At 67.2% G+C, this 15,981-nt stretch carries 20 protein-coding genes and 1 pseudogene; 8 read left to right on the top strand and 13 right to left on the bottom strand.

The genetic code is table 11. The annotated features are described in order from the left end of the window. The first annotated feature begins 13 nt into the window (after positions 1-13). Positions 14-454, top strand: a complete 441-nt coding sequence (locus V6W80_RS20635) for a type IV pilin protein (RefSeq protein WP_338545264.1) — start codon at positions 14-16, stop codon at positions 452-454. Here the strand turns inward: V6W80_RS20635 and V6W80_RS20630 are convergent. Next, positions 451-1,290 carry a DUF6502 family protein gene (locus V6W80_RS20630; RefSeq protein WP_184290177.1) on the bottom strand — a complete coding sequence of 280 codons (840 nt, stop codon included), beginning with the start codon at positions 1,288-1,290 and terminating at the stop codon, positions 451-453. The two genes, V6W80_RS20635 and V6W80_RS20630, sit on opposite strands and share 4 nt — an antisense overlap. A gap of 121 nt (positions 1,291-1,411) precedes the next feature. Next, complete coding sequence (locus V6W80_RS20625; RefSeq protein ID WP_017642700.1) at positions 1,412-1,555, bottom strand: hypothetical protein; 144 nt, start codon at positions 1,553-1,555, stop codon at positions 1,412-1,414. 177 nt (positions 1,556-1,732) lie between these two features. Between V6W80_RS20625 and V6W80_RS20620 the strand changes: the two genes are divergently transcribed. After that, positions 1,733-2,833 carry a catalase family protein gene (locus V6W80_RS20620; RefSeq protein WP_338545263.1) on the top strand — a complete coding sequence of 367 codons (1,101 nt, stop codon included), beginning with the start codon at positions 1,733-1,735 and terminating at the stop codon, positions 2,831-2,833. Positions 2,834-2,840: 7 nt separating this feature from the next. Here the strand turns inward: V6W80_RS20620 and V6W80_RS20615 are convergent, their stop codons facing one another. Continuing rightward, complete coding sequence (locus tag V6W80_RS20615; RefSeq protein WP_338545262.1) at positions 2,841-3,473, bottom strand: glutathione S-transferase family protein; 633 nt, start codon at positions 3,471-3,473, stop codon at positions 2,841-2,843. 166 nt (positions 3,474-3,639) lie between these two features. Here V6W80_RS20615 and dbpA point away from each other — a divergent pair, with 166 nt between their 5' ends. Beyond that, positions 3,640-4,974, top strand: a complete 1,335-nt coding sequence (gene dbpA / locus V6W80_RS20610; protein ID WP_051226205.1) for an ATP-dependent RNA helicase DbpA — start codon at positions 3,640-3,642, stop codon at positions 4,972-4,974. 353 nt (positions 4,975-5,327) lie between these two features. Here dbpA and V6W80_RS20605 read toward each other — a convergent pair whose 3' ends face one another. The 5 genes from V6W80_RS20605 to V6W80_RS20585 form a co-directional block, all read right to left on the bottom strand. Then, complete coding sequence (locus V6W80_RS20605) at positions 5,328-6,200, bottom strand: oxygenase MpaB family protein (RefSeq protein WP_338545261.1); 873 nt, start codon at positions 6,198-6,200, stop codon at positions 5,328-5,330. Positions 6,201-6,203: 3 nt separating this feature from the next. Beyond that, positions 6,204-6,791 (bottom strand): NUDIX domain-containing protein, encoded by a 588-nt coding sequence (locus V6W80_RS20600; RefSeq protein WP_017642694.1) that lies wholly within the window; start codon positions 6,789-6,791, stop codon positions 6,204-6,206. A gap of 113 nt (positions 6,792-6,904) precedes the next feature. After that, positions 6,905-7,546 carry a TIGR04211 family SH3 domain-containing protein gene (locus V6W80_RS20595; protein WP_017642693.1) on the bottom strand — a complete coding sequence of 214 codons (642 nt, stop codon included), beginning with the start codon at positions 7,544-7,546 and terminating at the stop codon, positions 6,905-6,907. Between the two features lie 238 nt (positions 7,547-7,784). Further along, a complete protein-coding gene (locus V6W80_RS20590) occupies positions 7,785-7,997 on the bottom strand; it encodes a hypothetical protein (protein WP_017642692.1) in 213 nt (70 codons plus the stop codon). 23 nt (positions 7,998-8,020) lie between these two features. Next, on the bottom strand, positions 8,021-8,746 hold the full coding sequence (locus V6W80_RS20585) for a CDP-diacylglycerol diphosphatase (RefSeq protein WP_338545260.1): 726 nt from the start codon (positions 8,744-8,746) through the stop codon (positions 8,021-8,023). Between the two features lie 109 nt (positions 8,747-8,855). Between V6W80_RS20585 and V6W80_RS20580 the strand changes: the two genes are divergently transcribed. Further along, positions 8,856-9,122, top strand: a complete 267-nt coding sequence (locus V6W80_RS20580; RefSeq protein WP_017642690.1) for a DksA/TraR family C4-type zinc finger protein — start codon at positions 8,856-8,858, stop codon at positions 9,120-9,122. 83 nt (positions 9,123-9,205) lie between these two features. Here the strand turns inward: V6W80_RS20580 and V6W80_RS20575 are convergent, their stop codons facing one another. Next, a complete protein-coding gene (locus V6W80_RS20575; protein ID WP_338545259.1) occupies positions 9,206-9,910 on the bottom strand; it encodes a glutathione S-transferase N-terminal domain-containing protein in 705 nt (234 codons plus the stop codon). Between the two features lie 146 nt (positions 9,911-10,056). Between V6W80_RS20575 and V6W80_RS20570 the strand changes: the two genes are divergently transcribed. Both V6W80_RS20570 and V6W80_RS20565 read left to right on the top strand, forming a co-directional pair. After that, a complete protein-coding gene (locus V6W80_RS20570) occupies positions 10,057-10,806 on the top strand; it encodes an alpha/beta fold hydrolase (RefSeq protein ID WP_338545258.1) in 750 nt (249 codons plus the stop codon). 3 nt (positions 10,807-10,809) lie between these two features. Next, a complete protein-coding gene (locus V6W80_RS20565) occupies positions 10,810-11,856 on the top strand; it encodes a metal-dependent hydrolase (RefSeq protein ID WP_338545257.1) in 1,047 nt (348 codons plus the stop codon). A gap of 86 nt (positions 11,857-11,942) precedes the next feature. On the opposite strand, the pseudogene V6W80_RS24160 reads toward V6W80_RS20565, so the two are convergent. Beyond that, positions 11,943-12,050, bottom strand: a pseudogene (locus V6W80_RS24160) (hypothetical protein); the annotation flags it as partial. 168 nt (positions 12,051-12,218) lie between these two features. On the opposite strand from V6W80_RS24160, the gene V6W80_RS20560 reads away from it, so the two are divergent. Next, entirely contained in the window at positions 12,219-13,661 is a 1,443-nt protein-coding gene (locus tag V6W80_RS20560; RefSeq protein ID WP_338547480.1) for a PLP-dependent aminotransferase family protein, read from the top strand. Between the two features lie 88 nt (positions 13,662-13,749). Then, positions 13,750-14,259, top strand: coding sequence for a nucleoside 2-deoxyribosyltransferase (locus V6W80_RS20555; RefSeq protein WP_338545256.1), 510 nt, complete (start codon positions 13,750-13,752; stop codon positions 14,257-14,259). A 65-nt stretch (positions 14,260-14,324) separates the two neighbouring features. On the opposite strand, the gene V6W80_RS20550 is transcribed toward V6W80_RS20555, so the two are convergent. The 3 genes from V6W80_RS20550 to V6W80_RS20540 form a co-directional block, all read right to left on the bottom strand. After that, positions 14,325-15,026, bottom strand: a complete 702-nt coding sequence (locus tag V6W80_RS20550) for a glutathione S-transferase family protein (RefSeq protein WP_338545255.1) — start codon at positions 15,024-15,026, stop codon at positions 14,325-14,327. A 360-nt stretch (positions 15,027-15,386) separates the two neighbouring features. Beyond that, positions 15,387-15,686 carry a DUF2845 domain-containing protein gene (locus tag V6W80_RS20545; protein WP_017642681.1) on the bottom strand — a complete coding sequence of 100 codons (300 nt, stop codon included), beginning with the start codon at positions 15,684-15,686 and terminating at the stop codon, positions 15,387-15,389. Continuing rightward, positions 15,683-15,967: a DUF2845 domain-containing protein gene (locus V6W80_RS20540; protein ID WP_017642680.1), complete on the bottom strand. Its 285-nt coding sequence runs from the start codon at positions 15,965-15,967 to the stop codon at positions 15,683-15,685. Before V6W80_RS20540 ends, V6W80_RS20545 begins: the two co-directional genes overlap by 4 nt. Positions 15,968-15,981: the final 14 nt, after the last annotated feature.

Raw genomic sequence — 15,981 nt, 5'->3', positions numbered from 1 at the left:
AGACAACAGCAGCATGACCAGCACGCGAGGCTTCACCCTGATCGAGGTGATGATCACCGTCGCCATCGTCGGCATCCTGGCCGCCATCGCCTATCCGAGCTATCAGAGCTACATCCTGCGCAGCCATCGCTCGGAGGGCATGGCCCTGCTCAGCGAAGCGGCGGCGCGGATGGAGCGCTACTACGCACAGAACAGCACCTACGCCACCGCCACGCCCAACAGGCTGGGACTGACCAGCACGGCCAACGCGACTACGGTCAATTCGGCGAACGGTTACTACAGCCTGAGCCTGGGCACCCCGACCGCGACGACCTACAGCCTCAGCGCGACGCCCCAGAATGCCCAAAGGTCGGATACCTGCGGCACCCTGACGCTGGACTCCACCGGGCTACGCGGCGCGGCGGACAAGACGGCGACCAACGACGCCGCCACGGTCAGCAACTGCTGGCGCTAATCCTCCCGCCCCTGCACCAGGCCCGCATCCCGCTCCTGCTCCACCCGATAGCCGCCAAAGCCCAGGGTCACCCGCTGGGTGGCGTCGGCCTTGCCGGCGTCTTGGGCTTCGTGCTCGACCACCAGGCGATTGAGGCGGTTGAGCAGCTGCATGGATTCGTCGTAGGCGGTGCGATAGAGACTCAGGGTCGAGTCCTGGGTCAGGTTGTGGCCGTAGACCACATGGAAGGTGAAGTCCGGCGCGGCGCGATCCTGCAGGTAGAGGCGCTCGAAGCCGGCCAGCAGATCGCCGGTGAAATGCGCCAGCAGCCGGCCCGCGCCTTCTTGGCTCTCGGTGCCGCGCAGCAACGAGCGGGGGGTGAGTACCACGCGATCTTCCTCGTCGAGGCGGGCGTAACCCTTGCGCAGCCATTCATCCAGCACGGTGCGGGCGCGGACGTCGCTGCCGACGCTGGCGACCAGGGCGTCGAAACTCTGTTCGCCGCCGCGCCGCTGGGTGCGGGGGAGGGGGCGCAGATTGCCCTCGGCATCGAGCAGGTCCAGCCGTGAGGTCCAGGCGCTGAGCACCTGCCATTCCAGGCTGGGCGTGCAGGGCGTACGTTCCGGGCCAGCCTCGCGCAGGGCGCGGACCTCGCGGCGCGGCAGGCCGGTCAGCACCGAGATGCGGCTGTCGGAATTGGGCTTGTCGCCCAGCGGCTCGAAATCCTGAGCGACTTCGAAGTAGGTCTGGCGCAGCAGCCGATCGAAGGTCTGGTAGGTCACGCCGGAGGCGATGGCGATCCGTACCAGCCGGCCGATCAGGCTGCGCAGAAGCAAGGGTACCTTGGTGGAAAGCATGGGGGACTCGACGCGGCAGACGCCCGCCCATCTTCGCGGGGCCTCGGGCCTCCGTCAAACCAGCCAGTCATAAAGTGTCGCGGACGCCGCTCAGACTGTCGTCCGCGGGGCAGGGCGCTGCCTAGCCGGGTGTGCCCGATTCGGTCTCGCCGGCCACGTCCGGATCGTCCGGAAACTCTTCCGGCTCCATGTCCGCATAGGGCAGCTCTTCGGGTGGCGGGGTATTGCTGGGGTTGTCATAGGTCTTCTGGTCGGCATCGCTCATGGTGGGCTCCTGGGTGGGTGATGGAGATATCGAACCCCTCTGAGCGGGGCCGTTCCCGAGCGCCCATCGAGCGCGACCTTGTGTCGGCTGAGTGGCCAATGGCCGAACGCCGTTAGCGCGATAGCGGTCCATTGGCTGACCGTCTCGTCCGAATGACGGCACCCGAGGATTCCCGTGATGACCACGCCTACCGCTGTCCATCCGTTGCCGTTCCAGCCCGCCTTCGAACAGGTGCCGGATGATGAAGCCGACACCATTCGCGAAATGGTGGCGGCCATGAGAGACATCACCGAGACCACCTACGCCCATGGTGGCCATGCCATCCGCAGTGTGCATGCCAAGAGTCATGGTCTGCTCACCGGCCAGGTGACGGTATTGGACGGCCTGCCGCCGGCCTATGCCCAGGGCGCCTTCGCCGTGCCGGGCAGCTATGCCGCGGTGCTCAGATTCTCGACCAACCCGGGCGACATCCTGGCCGACAGCGTTTCCACCCCGCGTGGCCTGGCGCTCAAGCTGATCGACGTGCCGGGCGAGCGCCTGCCTGGCAGCGAAGGACAGGTGACCCAGGATTTCGTCATGCAGAACGCGCCGGCCTTTACCGCGCCGGATCCCAAGACCTTTCTCAAGACGCTTAAGCTGCTGGCCAAGACCACCGACCGCGGCGAGGGCCTGAAGAAAGTTGCCTCGGCGGTGCTGCGCGGCACCGAGAAGGTGGTGGAGGCCTTTGGCGGCGAGAGTCCGACGCTGAAGAGTCTGGGTGGCCACCCGGAGACCCATCCGCTCGGCGAGACCTTCTACACCATAGTGCCCTTTCTCTACGGCCCCTATTTCGCCAAGCTCAGCGTGGTGCCGGTGGCGCCGGAGCTGACCGCCCTGACCGATGCCCCGGTGGAGGTCAACGGCAAGCCCGACGGCCTGCGTGAGGCGGTCAATGCCCATTTCGCCCAGCACGGCGGGGTCTGGGAGATCCGTGTGCAACTGGGGGTAGACATCGAGCAGACGCCGATCGAGGACGCCTCGGTGGTCTGGCCGGAAGACCTGACCCCCTATGTGACCGTGGCGCGCCTGGAGGTCCAGCCGCAACCGGCCTGGAACGAGGCACGCTCACGCGAGGTTGACGACGCTATGGTGTTCAGCCCCTGGCACGGTCTGGTCGCGCATCGACCCCTTGGCGGCATCATGAGATCGCGGCAACCGGCCTACGAGATGTCGTCGCAGTTTCGCAGCGAGCGCAACGGCTGCCCGTTGCACCATCCGCGCGGACCGGTGGAGTTGTAGGCGAGGCTCAGTTGAGCGTGGCGAGTTCGGCGTCGTCGAGTTCGCGGGCGCGTATCGCGGCTGGGCGGCTTACCAGCCCGGCCACATAGCGCTCGAAGTGCGGACGCTTTTCGATAGTGCCAAAGGCCATGCCCCAGGCGAGATGGGCGCCGACATAGACGTCGGCAGCGGTGAAGCGGTCGTCCACCAGGTATTCACCCGGGGCCAGGGCGACCTCGAGGGTGTCGAGTACCTCGGCGAGACTGCCGTAGCCCACCGCGCCGCGTTTCTGCGGATCCTCGGGCAGGACCACGCCCAGGGCCTGGTTGGTGGCGGCGGCCTCCAGCGGGCCGGCGGCAAAGAACAGCCAGCGGTAGTAGGCACCGCGCGCCGGATCGTTGAGGGGTGGTGCGAGACCGGCGGCGGGAAAGGCGTCGGCGAGATAGGCGCAGATGGCCGCCGTCTCGGTCACCACGGCTGCGCCATGGCGCAGCGCCGGTACCTTGCCCATGGGATTGATGGCGCGATAGGCCGGGGATTTCATCGCCGGCCCGTAGTCGACCCGCTGCACTTCATAGGGCTGTCCGAGCTCCTCCAGCAGCCAGCGCACGATGCGTCCGCGCGACATGGGATGGGTATAGAGCACAGGCCGGTCGAACATGGTGAAGCTTCCTTGAGTTGTCGTACCCCTTAGCATAGGTAGGCCCTGCTCCAGCGTCCATTCACGGGAGAGCCGGTACCCTTCTGCTAGACTGGTAAACCTTTACCAGCCGTTTCACAGGACTCCCGTGCCCTCATCCTTCGCTTCCCTGCCGCTGGCCGAGGCCATGCAGGCCAATCTGGCCGAACTTGGCTACCTGAGCATGACGCCCATCCAGGCGGCCAGCCTGCCCATCATCCTCAAGGGCCAGGATCTCATCGCCCAGGCCAAGACCGGCTCGGGCAAGACGGCGGCCTTCGGTATCGGCCTGTTGACGGGGCTCAACCCGCGCTATTTCGGCTGTCAGGCCCTGGTCCTCTGTCCGACCCGCGAATTGGCGGATCAGGTGGCCCGCGAACTGCGGCGCCTGGCGCGCACCACGCCCAACCTGAAGATCCTGACCCTCTGCGGCGGCATGCCGCTGGGGCCGCAGATCGCCTCACTGGAGCACGGCGCCCAGGTGATCGTCGGCACCCCGGGGCGGGTGCAGGAACACCTGCGCAAGGGCACCCTGGTGCTGGACGGTCTCAACGTCGCGGTGCTCGACGAAGCCGATCGCATGCTCGACATGGGCTTCATCGACGCCATCGCCGACATCCTTCGGCAGACCCCGGCGCGGCGGCAGACGCTGCTGTTTTCCGCGACCTACCCGGAAGGCATCGAGCGCCTGGCCGAGGACTATCTGCGCGCGCCGCTGCGCATCAGCGTCGAGAGTCAGCACAGCGAGACCCAGATCCGTCAGCGCTTCTACGAGATCGCCGCCCAGGATCGCCTGGCCGCCGTGGTGCGCCTGCTCCGGCACCATCGCCCGGCCAGCGCCGTGGCCTTCTGCCAGACCCGCCAGCAGTGCCAGGAGGTGGTCGAGGCGCTGCACGCCCAGCGCATCTCCGCCGCTGCCTTGCATGGCGACCTGGAGCAGCGCGAACGGGACCAGGTGCTGGCGATGTTCGCCAACCGCAGTCTCTGCGTGCTGGTAGCCACCGACGTGGCGGCCCGCGGCATCGACGTAGCCGGTCTGGAAGCCGTGATCAACGTGGAGCTGTCCCGCGATCCGGCGGTGCACGTGCATCGCATCGGCCGCAGCGGTCGCGCCGGTGAACAGGGCTTGGCGCTGTCGCTGGTGGCGCCGGCCGAGGCCAGCCGCGCCCAGGCCATCGAGGTACAGCAGGGTTCGCCGCTGGATTGGCAGCCGCTGGGTGCCCTGCGCGACACCCCGGAGCCGCTGGTGCCGACCATGCACACCCTGGCCCTGGCGGCCGGCAAGAAGGACAAGCTGCGCCCCGGCGACATCCTCGGCGCCCTGACCGGCGACGCCGGCCTGCCCGGTGCCAAGATCGGCAAGATCACCCTGTTCGACAACCAGGCTTTCGTCGCCGTGGAACGCGATATCGCCCGCCAGGCGCTGCAGCGGCTGAGCGAAGGCAAGATCAAGGGGCGATCGATCAAGGTGCGGATGTTGTAGGTTGATCTATCGCGGCCATGGGCCGCTCCTACAGGTATCCAACCTATCCGTAGGAGCGGCCCATGGCCGCGATAGTGGCATAGGTTGGGTTGAGCGCAGCGAAGCCCAACGGTGACCCGGCGTACCTCGAGCTGTTGGGCTTCGACGATGGAGCCGTCTCAACCCAACCTACGGCGTCAACCGGTTGCGTAGGTTGGGTTGAGCGTAGCGAAGCCCAACGGTGACCCGGCGTACCTCGGGCTGTTGGGCTTCGACGATGAGGCCGTCTCAACCCAACCTACGGCTCAACCGGTGGCGTAGGTTGGGTTGAGCGTAGCGAAGCCCAACGGTGCCCCATCGCACCGAAGTGCAGGCTAACCTTCGATCCCCATCCGCCGCCTGGCGCGATGCGAGGAGCCATTGCGCACCGCCCAGCGCAGCACCGGCGCGGTGGCGCCGATACCGGCACGAATCAGCCGTTTTTGCAGCGAGCCCTGGTGGAAACCGAGCTCTTCGCTGGCCCAGGTGGGCAGCAGGTCGATGCCGGCCTGCATCATCAGGGCCCCGAAGGGTTTGGCCAGGGCGCTGGGTGCAGGCGCCTGCAGCAACACCCGACACACCTCGCGACTGCGCTCATCGCAGACCAGCTGGGGACGGATCCCTTGGTAGTAGGCGGCGATCTCCGCCCGCGAACGGGGCACGTCGGTCGCCCCCAGGCGTTCGGCGACCAAGGCGATCTCGGCGTAGTAGCGGTCCTGTTCGGCGCCCGGCAACTGGGGATCGAAATAGCGTAGGTAGGCCGCGAGGAAATGACTGACCTCGGCCACGTGCACCCAGGTCAGCAGCGCCGGGTCTTCGGCGCTGTAGGGGCGGCCATCGGCGGCCTGGCCGCGGATATGCCGGTGGATGGCCTGGACCCGGGCGATCAGCCACTCGGCGTCGCCGCGACTGCCAAAGGTGGTGGCGGCGATGAACTGGCCGGTGCGCCGCAGGCGGCCGAGCATGTCTTCGCGAAACTTCGAATGGTCCCAGACCCCGGCCAGGGCCAGCGGATGCAGGGTCTGCATCAGCAGGGCGGCGATGCCGCCGATCAGCATGCAGGTGAAGTCGCTGTGCACCCGCCAGGGAACGCTGCCCGGTCCGAACAGCCCGGGATCGCCCGGTGGCTGCTCGTAATCGACCTCGCCCAGGGACAGTCCGGTCAGGCTCATCACCTGCCGCTCGATACGCTCGCGGATCAGCTCCATGGGCTAGCGCGGCAGCAGGTAGAGGGCGGCGTACTGCAGCAGCATGATGGTCTTGCCGTCCAGCAGCCGGCCGTCGCGGGCCATGGCGAGGGCCTCGTCGAAAGGCAATTCCAGCAGCTCGATGTCCTCGCCTTCCTCGTGCAGTCCGCCACCGTCGGCGATGCGCTGATCGGCGCGGTATTCACCGGCGAAGAAGTGCAGCAACTCGGTCACCGAGCCGGGACTCATGAAGGCGTCGAACAGGTGCTGAACGTTGTCCAGGCGGTAACCGGTCTCTTCCTCGACCTCGGCCTTGATACGCGCTTCGGGTGCGGCCGCGTCGAGCAGGCCGGCGGGGGTCTCCACCAGCAGGCCGTCGTCCAGGCCGTTACCCAGGGTGGGCAGGCGGAACTGACGTATCAGCAGCACGGTGCGTCTGTCGCGGTCGTAGAGCAGGATGGTGGCGCCGTTGCCGCGGTCGTAGGTCTCCCGGGTCTGGCGTTGCCAGCTGCCGTCACGGCGCAGGTAGTCGAAGGTGGTCTTCTTCAGCAGGCCCCAGTCAGCGGAAAGGGTCTCGACCTGCTGGATGCGAAAGCGAGGGGTGTCGGGCATGGGGGCTCGTCTGGACAGGAGGCTTCGGGCCACGGTAGCAGAAGCGGTGCCTTTTTGAGGCACGCACCGTGACCCCGGGTTCCACCCAGCCGCGAGAACGGCTGCCCCGACGTTTAGAACCAGCGGTCGTTCTTCTTCCTGCCCCGCGTCATGGACGGCAGGATCAGCCCGGCCAGCAGGCCCGCGCCGGCGATGCTGCCGCCATAGACCATGTACTGCATCAGCGCCTGCTTGTTCTCGTTGCCGAGCTTGGCCTGGGTGCTGCGCAGTTCCGACTGGGCCTGGGTGAGCTGGGCGTCGAGGTCCTTGCGGCGGCTCTCCAGTTCGTCGATCTGCTGCTTGCGCGAATCCAGGGTCTCCTGCATGCCCTGGACGCGATTCTTCCAGCTGTCGTCGATGGTCTTGAGCTGGCCGCTCAGCTCGGCCACCTGCTGTTCCAGCTGCGGCAGGCGCTCGGCCTGGCCAGGCTTGTCCTGCAGGTCGCTGTTGGGAATCCAGACGGTGCTGCCGCCTTCGCCGCGCACCTGGCTGTAGTCGCCCTGGGTGCTGATCAGCTCGACCTTCTGCCCGGACTTGAGGGTGCCGACGATGCGATAGCCATCGGTGGGCCCACTGCGGACATAGGTGGTCAGGCTGTCGCTGACCCAGCGAGCATTGCCTTCCTGGGCCACGGCGGTGCCGGCCAGGGAGGCGAGGGAGGCGGCCAGGCAGAGGCCGAGATGCGGTAGGCGGGACAATAGGCGAGAAGGGGACATGGGCATGATCGGGTCTGTATGCATGAGCTGAAAAGATGAAGGCCGTGGTGAACAGGCCGGATTATTGTGGGGCAGTACCCTAGCAAGCTGCCGCGATCTATCCGCCAACCCGTAGCGCCCTCTGTTCGAGACGGTGAAGCAGTTCAAGCTTTGGCGGCGGAAAGCGACGGCCAGTGTCATCTTGCCGCCATGTACTGGGCAGCGGAAGGCGCAAAGCCGTTCAGAATCTTGCGGCGCTTCAGAGGCGGTGGAGCAGATCCAGGCTCAAGGCCGCGAGTGCGCCCAGACCGGCGCAACCAAAGGCCAGCGCCTTGCCCCACCAGCGTTTCCAGGCGATGGCACCGGCGATCATGCCCACTCCGCAGAGCAGGAGGCCGGACTTGAGATAGAAGTCGGACCAGGCGAGCAGCTGATCGATGAAGTCGAAGAGGTCTTGGAATTCCTGCGGCATGAGGGCCTCCTGGCGCGTTGGCGCTATTGAGTCGCCGGGGCCGTGGTCGTTCCCTGGCAATCCGCGGCCAGCAGCCGTTCCGCTGAGCCGAAATCGCCTGGCTGGCTGCCCGCGCGTCCGGCCAGCAGCAGGAACTGGCGACCGGCGTCCTGGCTCGGCAGCGCCACCACCGCCAGCGACAAGCGCGGATCCGGCAGTGGATAGGGCGGCTGGCTCGCCAGAGCCTGGAAGAAGTCCGGGGCCCGCAACTGGGTTTCGCTCAGGCGCCGCGCCTGATAGCGACTGCCCGCCAGCGCCACCGGCAGGGCGCGCCAGTATTCATCGATGCTTGGCGCCAGCTGCCACAGCTGTTGGCGCAACTCGGGCCGCAGGCAGGCCAGGTGTACATGCAATTGATCCTGGCTGCGCCCGCTGGGGGCATTGAGGGCGAGGGCGATCCGCTCATCCGCCACGGGTGCCTGGCCCCAGGCGCTCAGATACCAGCGCTGGCGCCAGGCCAGGCCGAACCAATTGGGTTGGCCGGGCCGCCAGAGCGCCGGACTCTCCAGCCCGCGCAGAGGGCGTAGGGGTACCAGGATGAAATGCTGCCGCTCGCCGGGCGCACGCAGCATGGCGAAGCCGGGATCCTCCACCACCTGGCGACAGGGCGCCGCCAGGCCAGTGAGCCGGGCATTGGGCACGCAGAGCCCGGTCGTGACCTGGCGCAGCAGCTCGCGGTTGGAGCAGCCCGTCAGCGCCAATCCCAGCATCAGCAGCGACAGCCATCGCCAGCACGACGGACGGACGCTGGACGGCAGCGAACATCTGCGCGAGCTTCGCTTCCAATGGGTATCAAGGCAACGCAGCTGGGAGTCAGCCATGGCCAATGGGTGGGCCGGAGACGGCGCGGTTCAGGAACAGATCGACAGCACGGTGGACGATGCGGTGCAGCGCGCCCGCAGTCGTCTGCATCGAGGCGCGAGCCTCACCCACTGCGAGGAGTGCGGCGACGCCATCCCCGAGGCGCGCCGCCAGGCGGTCCCGGGTGTACACCTGTGCATCCGCTGCCAGTCCGAGCAGGACGCCGAAGACCAGCGCGCCGGCGGCTACAACCGGCGGGCGAGCAAGGACAGTCAGTTGCGCTAGGGCTGGATTGGCATTCAGCCGCGCCGACACCCGGCCATCCTCCGCTCGCCACTGGCGCAGCTGCATACCCGCGTTGACGAGCATCAGGGCGCGGCCGGTATCCGCAGGCCGCGTTGCACCGCCGGGCGGGCGAGGAAGGCGTCGAGGGCGCGACGGACCTCGGGGAAGTCCTGGAAGCCGACCAGGTCGGCCACCTGGTAGACCTCCAGCAGGGCGCGGATCCAGGGGAAGGTGGCGATGTCGACGAGGCTGTAGTCCGCGCCCAGGATCCAGGCGCGGCCCTTGAGCTGGCCATCCAGTACGCCGAGCAGGCGCCGGGCCTCGGCGACATAACGCTCGCGGGGCCGCGGGTCTTCGATGGCCTTGCCAGCGAATTTGGTGAAGAAGCCGAGCTGGCCGAACATGGGACCAATGCCCCCCATCTGGAACATCAGCCACTGGATGGCTTGGTAGCGCCGGGCCGGATCCTCGGGCAGCAGGCGCCCGGTCTTTTCCGCGAGATAGAGCAGGATGGCGCCGGACTCGAACAGTCCGAGGGGTTCGCCACCGGGACCCTCGGGATCAAGGATGGCGGGGATCTTGTTGTTGGGGCTCAGCGAAAGAAATTCCGCGGTGTGCTGATCGTCTTGGCCGAAGTCGATGCGATGCACCTCATAGGGCAGGCCAAGCTCCTCCAGCAGGATGGCGACCTTGACGCCGTTGGGCGTGGGCAGCGAGTAGAGCTGCAGGCGCTCGGGATGTCGGGCGGGCCAGCGATGGGTGATGGGAAAGCGCGAAAGATCGGCCATGGTGGACTCCTTGGAAAGCGGGCAACTCTGGCTGAGACCAACCCGCGCGGCCCGGGTTGCCAGTCTTCAGCGAAGCGGAACTTAGCGCGCTGCCTGCCTCTCCATCTGAGGAGTGCCCGCCTTTCGCCCGCACCCGAGGACTCCCGATGCTTCCCCACAGTCAGCAGGGCAGCGGTTCGCTCACCTTCGTGCTCATGCACTTTCTCGGCGGCTCCCACCGCACCTGGTTTCCCACCATTCCCTATCTGGATGGCGAACACCGCTGCGTGGCGCTCAATACGCCAGGCTTTGGCGATGCCGCCGAGGTCGAGGGCTATAGCGTGGCGGAGATGGCCGATCAGGTGGATGCCAGCATCCGCGCCTTGGGTCTGGAGCGTTGCATCCTGGTCGGCCATTCGATGACCGGCAAGGTAGCTGTGGTGCTGGCGGCGCGGCGGCCGGAGTATCTGGTCGGCCTTATCCTGGTGGCGCCTTCGCCGCCCGGGCCGCAACCCATGAGCGAGGCGGACCGCGATGCCCAGCGCGCCTATGGCAAGAGCCGGGCGGAGGCCGAGGCCTTCGTCGACGAATCCAGTGCCCATCGCCTGCCGGATCCCATTCGCGAGGTGGTGATCGCCGACGCCCAGCGGCTGAATCTTCAGGCCTGGCGTGCCTGGGTCGATCACGGCAGTCGTGAAGACTGGAGCGATCGGATCGAGACCCTGGACTATCCGGTGCTGCTGGTCTGCGGCGCCGATGACCAGCAGGTGCCCGGTCCGGACGAACAGCGCCGGACCACCCTGGCGGCCTTTCCCAATAGCCGACTGGAGGTGATTCCCGGTGCCGGTCACCTGATGCCGCTGCAAACGCCCCAGGCCCTGGCGCGGCTGATGCTCGATTTCGCCCAGGACCTCTGATCCATGGATTCGTTGACCCAGGCCGTACTCGGCGCCACCGTCCAGACCGCGCTGTTGGGGCGCTGGCAGGGCCGCCGCGCCCTTCTCTATGGCGCTGCTCTGGGCACCCTGCCGGATCTCGATGTGGTCATCGACTACGGCAACGCCGTCAACGAGATGACCTACCACCGCGGCTTCAGCCATTCGCTGTTCGTGCTGACCGGGGTGGCCCTGTTGCTGACCTGGCTGTGCGGGCGCTGGCGCGATCCGGGTTACAGCCAGCGACGGCTGTTCCTGACCCTCTGGCTGGTGCTCATCACCCATCCCCTGCTGGATGCCTTCACCACCTACGGTACCCAGTTGTTCTGGCCACTGCCGACCACTCCGGTGGCCTGGTCCAGCGTCTTCATCATCGATCCGCTCTATACTCTGCCATTGTTGCTGGCAGTGCTGGCTGGCCTGGTGCTCGGCCCCCGGGACAGAACGCCACGGCTGGCCGTGGCGGCCTTGCTGCTCTCCACGACCTACCTAGGCTGGACCCTGGCGGCCAAGTATTCCGCGGAGCGCCAGGTGCGCCAGGTGCTGGCGGCCCAGGGGCAGGCGGACGCGCGCCTGTTCAGCGCACCCCTGCCGTTCACCAGTCTGCTCTGGCGGGTCATGGTGGACGATGGCCCCGAGCGCTACCGGGAAACCTGGGTCGGGCTGTTCGACGGCCATCCGCCGCAACTGGTGCCGCTGCCGCGGGGCGGCGAACTGGCGCCTATCCTTGCCGATTCTCCGGCCGAGCAGCGGCTGCGCTGGTTCACCGACGACTGGCTGAGGTACGACCGCCTGGGCGATGACCTGGTGGTGACCGATCTGCGCCTGGGCGCCACCGGCTACCACAGCTTTCGCTTCGTGTTGGCTCAGCGCGAGGCGAGTGGCTGGCGACTGGTGGCCGAGCCTTCGTTGTGGCCGCGGGAGCGAGGCGGTCGCGAACAGCTGGCGGTGGTCTGGCGCAGACTCTGGCATCCGGAGCTGCCGGCACCGGTGGCGGACTGGGCGGCGCGGCTGTCGCGCCTGCCGGATTGACGCCAGGCGTCCAGCAGCACCCGCCACCAGGGGCGATGGGCTTCGTGCAATGCCGTCAGCCGATCCAGGCCAATATCGGCCAGTTCTTCGTCCGACAGCTCCAGCAGGCTGCGGCGAGTGCTCAGCTGGCGTTGGAACAGTAGCCAGCAACCGCTGGCGCGGATTTGATCGTGCAGGCTTGGGTTTCTGGGCATGGCGTCTCTCCTGGGCTGTCTCCATGCTCCGCCGTCGGCACCTTCAGCGGCAGATCCAGGGCGGTCGGTTGTCCGCCATACAGCCGCCTTACAGCGGGCAGCTGTATGGTGATTGGCATGGCCATCTGTATGGCGCGCGATTCCTGTCTACGCCGCTATAGTCCGGGCATGAATCGCTATCAGCTGTTGGCCGATGCCCTCGGCCGCCGTATCGAACAGGGCCTCTATCGACCGGGCGAACGCCTGCCGTCGGTACGGGCCCTGGCCCAAGAGCACGGGGTGAGCCTGGCCACGGTGCAGCAGGCCTATCGGCTGCTGGAGGACCGTGGCCTGGTGGAGCCCCGGCCCAAGTCCGGCTATTTCGTCCGCCTGGAAAGACGCGTCATCGAGTTGCCGCGGGTGACCCGACCGGCGCGTTGGCCGGTGGAGGTCTCCGGCTGGGAACCGGTGCGCGAACTGATGACCTCCACCCCCGACTCGGTGCGGATGCAACTCGGTCGCGGCCTGCCGGATACCGAGGCGCCGACCCTGGCGCCCTTGCTCGCCGGCATGGCGCGGCTGGCCCGGCGACCGGGCAATGCCGGGCTGTCCTACGACAGCATTCAGGGCGTGGCGGCCTTGCGTGAGCAGGTCGCACGCCTGCAACTGGATGCCGGCTGCGTGCTCACCGCCGATGACATCGTCATCACCAGCGGTGCCCACGAAGCCCTGGCTACGGCCTTGCGCGCCACCTGCCAGGAGGGCGACATCGTCGCGGTGGATTCGCCGACCTTTCACGGAGTGATGCAGACCCTCAAGGGGCAGGGCCTCAAGGCACTGGAGATCCCCACCGATCCGCGCACCGGCATCAGCCTGCCGGCGCTGGAACTGGCTCTGGAGCAATGGCCGGTGCGCGCCATCCAACTCACCCCCAGCTGCAACAACCCCCTGGGCTACTGCATGCCCGAGACCAACAAGCGTCAGCTGGTGGCCCTGGCGCGCAAGCACGACCTGGCGGTGATCGAAGACGACGTCTACGGCGATCTGCTCTATGGCTATCCGCGGGCGCGGGCGCTCAAGGCCTTCGACGAGGACGACCGGGTGGTGCTCTGCAGTTCCTTCTCCAAGACTCTGGCGCCTGGGCTCAGGGTCGGCTGGGTGGCGCCTGGGCGCTATGCCGAGCGCATCCTGCACCTCAAGTACATCGGCACCGGCTGCACCGCGCCCCAGCCGCAGCTGGCCATCGCCGAATTCATCGCCGCTGGCCACTACACGGCCCATGTCCGGCGGATGCGCGCCCAATACCAGCGCAATCGCGACCTGATGAGCGCCTGGGTGCAGCGCTACTTTCCGGCCGGCACCCGAGTCAGCCAGCCCCAGGGCAGCTTCCTGCTCTGGGTGGAATTGCCCGAAGCCTGCGACAGCCACAGACTCAATCGCGAATTGCTCGCCCAGAGCGTCCAGATCGCCTGTGGCAGCATCTTTTCCGCCTCGGGCAAGTACCGCAACTGCGTGCGGCTGAACTATGCCCAGGCCCAGCGCCCGGGGATCGAGGAGGGGGTACGGCGCGTCGGTGAAGCGGCTTGTCGGCTACTCGACGAGGCGCTGGCGCGGTCGGCGGTGCCGATCTAGCCGACCCTGACGTACAGCACGAAGTCTTCGCCACCGAGACGCGGTTTCGCCCGCCCTCTACACTGGCAGTTTTGAGCGAGGACTCCCTATGCCACCCCGTCTCTATCTGGCCGGTCCCGAGGTCTTTCGCCCCGACGCCGTCGCCCATGGCGAGGCCCTCAAGGCGCTGTGCGCTCGTCACGGCTGCACGGGCCTGTTTCCGCTGGACAACGCCATTCCCCCGGAGCTGAGCGAACCGCGCGAGCAGGCAGCCTGGATCTATCGGGCGAATCTGGCGCTGATCGAGCAGGCCGATGGCGTCCTGGCCAGCCTGGATTTCTTTCGCGGCGCCGAGCCCGACAGCGGTACCTGCTTCGAGGTGGGCTATGCGGTGGCGCTGGGCAAGCCGGTGGTGGGCTATGTCCCGGAGACGGGTAGCCTGGCCGAGCGGATTCGCGCGCGGCATCCCGAGTGGGTGGGAAAGGGGTTGCTGGATAAGGACGGCTGGACGCTGGAGGAATTCGGCTTGCCGCTCAACCTGATGTTGGCGGTGCCCGCCACGCTCGTCGTCGGCGGACCTGAGGTTGCCCTGGCGGTGTTGCGCGAGCGGTTGGGCTAGCGGGGCGGGCGTGCGACCCTCACCTCAGCCCTCTCCCATGGGGAGAGGGGGCGGGTGAAGCGAGGTCAGCCGCGCGCCAGGGGTGCCAGTTCGTCCAGTCCGCTGTGGCCGTCGGCATAGGCCGCGCGGAAGCTGTCGCGCTGCTGCCAGCGCGACCAGAAGGCCGCCAGGTGCTCGAAGCGCTCGTCCAGCGGCGTCTGGTTGGTGGGGAACTTAGAGAAGGCGATGGCGGTGCACAGGGTGATGTCGGCAAAGGTCGGCGCCGCGCCGCCCAGCAGCCACTCGCGACCATCGGCCAGGTGCCGATCCACTAGGGCCGCGTGCATCAGGGCCTCCTTGCGGCAATGCTCGCCCCACTGCGGATTGTGGGTCAGCTCCAGCTTGTGGCCGAGGCCTTCGTGCTGCACATGGAACATGGTCACGATGCGATAGAGCACATGGACGAAGATGCGGTCGTTCCACATGGCGTCCTGGCCCTGCTCCAGCGGCGTTTCGCCCATTACCTTGCGGCCGGGATAGCTGTTGTCCAGATAGCGGGCGATGGCCGCGCTCTCGGCCAGGTAACCGCCGTCGGCGAGTTCCAGGGTCGGGGTCTCGCCCCAGGGGTTGCGCTTGAGATGCTGCCACTGGCGTTGCTCGCCTTCGGGCGCCATCTTCAGGATGACCTCCTCGAACTGATCGGCAATGCCCTTTTCATGGATGAACAGCCGCAGGCGTTGCGGATTGGGAAAGGCGGACGGCGAGGTGAAGAGGCGTAGCGTGGCCATGGCGGACTCCAGAAAAGGAAGTGACGAAGCATGCGACTGCGGGCAGTCGTGCCGCGTTCGTAAAGGGCGACCAAGGATGCTGGGCCAGGGCAGGAGATGAATAACCAAACCTCTGTATGCCGTCCATGCACAGAGTCGATTGGTCAGGCAGGTGTTTAGCTCACGAGGCCAAGCGCCGTAGGTTGGCGCTGAGCGTCGCGAAGCCCAACAGCGTGGCTGGGCCTTGGGTGATGTTGGGCTTCGCTAGCGCTCAACCCAACCTACAGGAACCGTGCCAACAGCGTGGCTGGGCCTTGGGTGATGTTGGGCTTCGCTGGCGCTCAACCCAACCTACGGGTGCGGTGCCAACCTGTGAGTGCCTTAGTTGGCTCTCTTGCTGTCCACCTGGTCCAGGCGGCCGCCGCGAAAGGTGAGGAAATACAGCATGCCGTTCCAAGGGCCGTAGGCCCATTCTTCGACGAATTCGACCTGGCGATAGCCGTAGCCGTCGGTGACCTGGCGCTCGCCCAGGGGCGTAACGCTCAGGGGGTCGCCGCACTTGCCGCGAACCTCGTGGGTGGTGGAGCCGGTGGAGACCAGGGCGCTGCCGCACCGCAACGACGCGGCCTGGCTGGTACCCGTGGCGAGCAGGAGCAGCAACAGCAGGGCGCGAGGGGTCATTGGCGCTGGAACTCGATGCGACTGAGGCGGTTGGCTTCAAAGGTGAGGATGTAGTTGGCGCCGTTCTTCGGGCCGTAGACCCATTCTTCGATCACCGCCTCGCGGCGTTCGTTGCGGCCCAGTTCGTAGCCCACCAGGTCGCGATGGGCGGGTTCGCCGCATTTTTGCAGCACTTCGAAGGCGCGGTCGCCCCGGCTGACCAGGGCGTTGCCGCACCTCATGGAATCGGCGGCGGCGCCGGTGGCGACCAGCAGGGTGAGGGCGGCGAGCAGGCAACGCATGGGAGTCTCCTGAC

This window comes from Pseudomonas benzopyrenica (assembly GCF_036884265.1).
GTDB classification, from domain to species: domain Bacteria; phylum Pseudomonadota; class Gammaproteobacteria; order Pseudomonadales; family Pseudomonadaceae; genus Chryseomonas; species Chryseomonas benzopyrenica.
The sequence above is the reverse complement of the archived record's forward strand: the minus strand, read 5'-3'. Positions and strand labels throughout refer to the sequence as shown.